Origin of the sequence: Pseudomonas sp. UBA6699 (genome assembly GCF_002454615.1) — a bacterium.
GTDB lineage: Bacteria > Pseudomonadota > Gammaproteobacteria > Pseudomonadales > Pseudomonadaceae > Aquipseudomonas > Aquipseudomonas juntendi.
Genome location: NZ_DKJF01000024.1, coordinates 1 through 4,424 on the forward strand (window position 1 = coordinate 1; position 4,424 = coordinate 4,424).

Annotated in this window: 4 protein-coding genes; all 4 read right to left on the minus strand. The window is 61.6% G+C overall.

Annotated features, from left to right (window positions below; all coding sequences use genetic code 11):
- On the minus strand, positions 1 to 641 hold a 641-nt coding region (locus tag B3361_RS05725), incomplete at its 3' end, for a response regulator (RefSeq protein WP_286920132.1).
- The gene (gene glnL, locus B3361_RS05730) at positions 638 to 1,723 is read right to left on the minus strand and encodes a nitrogen regulation protein NR(II) (protein ID WP_054905873.1); all 1,086 of its coding nucleotides are present in this window, start codon (positions 1,721 to 1,723) and stop codon (positions 638 to 640) included. The genes glnL and B3361_RS05725, both read right to left, overlap by 4 nt.
- A 263-nt stretch (positions 1,724 to 1,986) precedes the next feature.
- Entirely contained in the window at positions 1,987 to 2,529 is a 543-nt protein-coding gene (locus B3361_RS05735) for a chorismate mutase (RefSeq protein ID WP_054905872.1), read from the minus strand.
- A 155-nt stretch (positions 2,530 to 2,684) separates the two neighbouring features.
- Positions 2,685 to 4,091, minus strand: coding sequence for a type I glutamate--ammonia ligase (gene glnA / locus B3361_RS05740; RefSeq protein ID WP_009685006.1), 1,407 nt, complete (start codon positions 4,089 to 4,091; stop codon positions 2,685 to 2,687).
- Between the last annotated feature and the right edge of the window lie 333 nt (positions 4,092 to 4,424).

Consider the following 4,424-nt stretch of genomic DNA (forward strand, 5'->3'; position numbering starts at 1 on the left):
TCGTGGCCGAACAGCTCGGACTCCATCAGGTCCTTGGGGATGGCGGCCATGTTCAGGGCAATGAACGGTGCCGCTGCGCGCGGGCTGTGGCGGTGCAGGGCGTGGGCTACCAGTTCTTTGCCGGTACCGGACTCGCCATTGATCAGCACGGTGATGTTGGAGTGGCTGAGGCGGCCAATGGCGCGGAACACCTCCTGCATCGCCGGGGCTTCACCGATGATCTCCGGCGTGCGCGCCAGGCTTTGTGGCACGTCCAGCCCTTGCTGCTCCTGGGCGTGCTGGTTGGCCCGCTTGACCAGCGAAACCGCCTCGTCCACGTCGAACGGCTTGGGCAGATACTCGAAAGCGCCGCCTTGGTACGATGCCACGGCGCTGTCCAGGTCGGAATGGGCGGTCATGATGATGACCGGCAGGCGTGGGTGCTGCTCGCGAATCTGCGCCAGCAGGTCGAGGCCGCTGGCCCCCGGCATGCGGATGTCGGAAATGATCACGTCCGGCTGCTGGCGGGCCAGGCGGCCCATGACACCGTCTGCGCTATCGAAGCTCTGGGTGGTCATGCCTTCCTGTTGCAGGGCTTTTTCCAGGACCCAGCGGATGGAGCGATCATCGTCGACGATCCATACGGTTTCACTTCGGCTCATGAGGCGGTGGCTCCTTGTTCCAGAGGCAGGTAGATCGAGAAGGCGGTATGGCCTGCGTGGCTTTCACACTCGATCAGGCCCTGGTGCTGGCTGATGATGTTCTGGGTAATGGCCAGGCCGAGCCCGGTACCGTCCGGGCGACCGCTGACCATGGGATAGAAGAGGGTGTCTTGCAGTTCCAGCGGGATGCCCGGGCCGTTGTCGATGATCTCCACCCGGGCCACCAGGCGATGGCGCACGTGGCCGATGGTGAACTGGCGCAAGGCGCGGCTGCGCAAGGTGATGCGGCCCAGGCGCAGTTCGTTCTGCGAACTGATCGCCTGCATGGCGTTGCGCACGATATTGAGCAGGGCCTGGATCATCTGTTCGCGGTCGATCAGGACATCCGGCAGGCTTGGGTCGTAGTCGCGCACCAATGTGATGCAGCCCTGGCTTTCGGCTTCGACCAGGCTGCAGACCCGCTCCAGTACTTCATGGATGTTGGTCATGGCCAGCGAGGGCAGCTTGTTCGAGCCCAGCATGCGGTCGACCAGGTTGCGCAGGCGGTCGGCCTCTTCGATGATCACATTGGTGTAGTCGCGCAGGCCGTCTTCGGGCAGCTCGCGGGCCAGCAGCTGGGCGGCGCCGCGGATGCCCCCGAGGGGGTTCTTGATTTCGTGAGCCAGGCCCCGCACCAGCATCTTGGTGGTTTCCTGTTTGCTCAGTTGCGCCTCTTCCTTGGTGATGCGCAGCAGCCGGTCGCGCGGGTGCACCTCCAGCAGCAGCAGGGTCTGGCCCTGGTGCAGGATTGGCGTTACCGCGTAGTCGACCGTGATCGTCTGCCCGGTCAGGGACGTCAGTTGTGCTTCGCGTTTGGTAAACGGGTGCGCCTGTTCCACCGCCTGGCGCAATGAGCTGAGCGCCTCGGTCGATTCAGTGAACAGTTCGCTGATGAACTGCCCGTGACTGCGCTGGCCACTGACCGCCAGCAACATTTCTGCAGCTGGGTTCATGTATTCCAGGCGCAGCTCACCGTTGAGCAATAGCGTGGCGGTGGTCAGGTTGTCCAGAAGCAGACGGTGCTGTGCATCGCTGATGGTCATAAGGCGTCGTTGACCTCTTTTGGCGCTTGTCTGGCAGGGTGCAGCCAGAACCCGGGGCGCAGTGAATCCGCTGATTCCAGTTTCAGTGCATAAAATGCAAGAAACAAACCAAAGCTCCGAAAAGAAGCGGAATTGTCCGATGAGCACCCGAAATCGCGCAGATTCGCACCAGAATGTTCTGGTTTAACGTTTCTTGTGACCTTTTTTGGGGTGCATTCAAGGGCGTCGCCCGCAAGAATGCACCAATAAGGAGCATAGAGCTTTCAGGATTTATCGCACAATTGACCGGTGGCGCGAACCAAGGCCTGGTGCAGTGGTTGGGGCGCGGACCGGCCGGCCAGTTCCTTGGCCAGCCGTGTGCTGCAGCCCGCCGCGGGCTCACGGTCGAAGGCTGCCAGCCTTTGCAGCAGTGTGCTCTGCAGGTCATCCAGTTGCGGGCGGATGTCTGTCTGCAAGTCGCGGCGTTGCGTGTGCGGCGCCGCGCCCTCGCGGTGCCAGTCGGACAGCAGGGTGTATTGCAGCAACTTGTTGGCTTCCATCTGGTCGGCGAAAAACGCCTCGGCGCGTTGTGGTGCCAGGCCGTGGCCAGGTGCGGCAGCACGGACATTGGCCAGCACCTGTTGCTCGCGCAGCGTTGCCTGCACGGGCTGGCCAGTGTCCCACTTGTGCAGCGCCACGGCTTCAGCCAGGGCCAGGCGACGTTCGATGTTGTCGAGCAGCGCGGACAGCGCCGTATCCGGCGGGGCTTCTGCAGTGCAACCGGTCAGGGCCAATACAGCCACTGCGGCGAAGGGGAAATGACGCATGACAGACCTCCAGAGCATAGGGTGAAGGCCCGAGTGTGGCGGTGTTGGCTGATCCTCGGGGGTAGGACGCTTCCGAAAATAGTGACGGCAGAAACGAAAACGGCCTCCCGAGGGAGGCCGTTTGATCAGCTCACCGGCGCCGGGCGCCGATCAGATCAGCAGCTGTAGTACAGCTCGTATTCCAGCGGGTGCACGAAGGTGCGGACCTTGATTTCTTCTTCGCTCTTGAGCTCGATGAAGGCGTCGATGAAGTCGTCGGAGAACACGCCGCCCTTGGTCAGGAACGCACGGCCTTTATCCAGCTCTTCCAGAGCTTCTTTCAGGCTGCCGCACACTTGCGGGATGTTCTTGGCTTCTTCTGGCGGCAGGTCGTACAGGTTCTTGTCGGCCGCGTCGCCTGGGTGGATCTTGTTCTGGATACCGTCCAGGCCAGCCATCAGCAGCGCTGCGAAGGCCAGGTACGGGTTGGCCGATGGGTCCGGGAAGCGGGCTTCGATACGGCGGGCTTTAGGGCTGCCGACGTAAGGAATGCGGATCGAAGCGGAACGGTTGCGCGCCGAGTAGGCCAGCATCACCGGGGCTTCGAAACCTGGAACCAGGCGCTTGTACGAGTTGGTCGACGGGTTGGTGAAGCCGTTCAGGGCCTTACCGTGCTTGATGATACCGCCGATGAAGTACAGGGCGGTGTCGGACAGGCCGGCATAGCCTTCGCCGGAGAAGGTGTTCTTGCCGTCTTTCCAGATCGACATGTGCACGTGCATGCCCGAACCGTTGTCGCCGTACAGTGGCTTCGGCATGAAGGTAGCGGTACGGCCGTAGGCGTCGGCAACGTTGTGCACAACGTATTTCAGCGCCTGGACTTCGTCAGCCTTCTTCACCAGGGTGTTGAACTTGACGCCGATTTCGTTCTGGCCGGCAGTTGCCACTTCGTGGTGGTGAACTTCGACGGTCTGGCCCATTTCTTCCAGTGCGTTGCACATGGCAGTACGGATTTCGTGGTCGTGGTCGAACGGCGGAACCGGGAAGTAGCCGCCTTTCACGCCTGGGCGGTGGCCTTTGTTGCCGCCTTCCACGTCAGCGCCGGTCATCCACGAGCCTTGCTCGGAGAAGATCTTGAACATCGAGCCGGAGATGTCCGACTGGAACTTGACTTCGTCGAAGATGAAGAACTCTGGCTCCGGGCCGGCGAAGACAGTGTCACCGATGCCGGTGCTCTTCAGGTACTCTTCGGCACGCTTGGCGATGGCACGTGGGTCGCGGTCGTAGCCCTGCATGCTCGACGGGTCGACGATGTCGCAGGTGATGATCAGGGTTGGTTCTTCGGTGAACGGGTCCAGCACGGCGGTTTCGTCAACCGGCATCAGGATCATGTCGGAAGCTTCGATGCCTTTCCAGCCAGCGATGGAGGAACCGTCGAACATCTTGCCGACTTCGAAGAAGTCTTCGTCCAGCGCATCGCGCGCCGGCATGGTCACGTGGTGCTGAGTACCTTTGGTGTCCGTGAAACGCAGATCAATCCACTTGACGTCATGATCTTTGATGAGTTGAACCGACTTCGACATGTTGTCCTCCGGATGGTCTAGAGCGCGGTGGGCCGCTGCCCTGGAAAAAGGGTGTTGCCGGGCGCGGATAGTCGGCCAAGCTTACCTGCCTCACAAGGGAGCAAATTGCATGCCAGTGCCCGAAAATGGCGAGGGCGGGATAAAAGGGGGCGTTTGCAGGCATTTTGCGGGGGGCTGGGCTTGGAATGTGCACTTTTTAGATGCGGATTTTGGTATTGGTGCACCGGTATGGTGCACGACCTGGAGGGTGTGCTTTCTTTGAGGGCTTCATCGCCTGTGAGATCGAGCGCCGCCCGCGCGGCGCATCGCGAGCTGCGCTCGCTCCTACGTTTG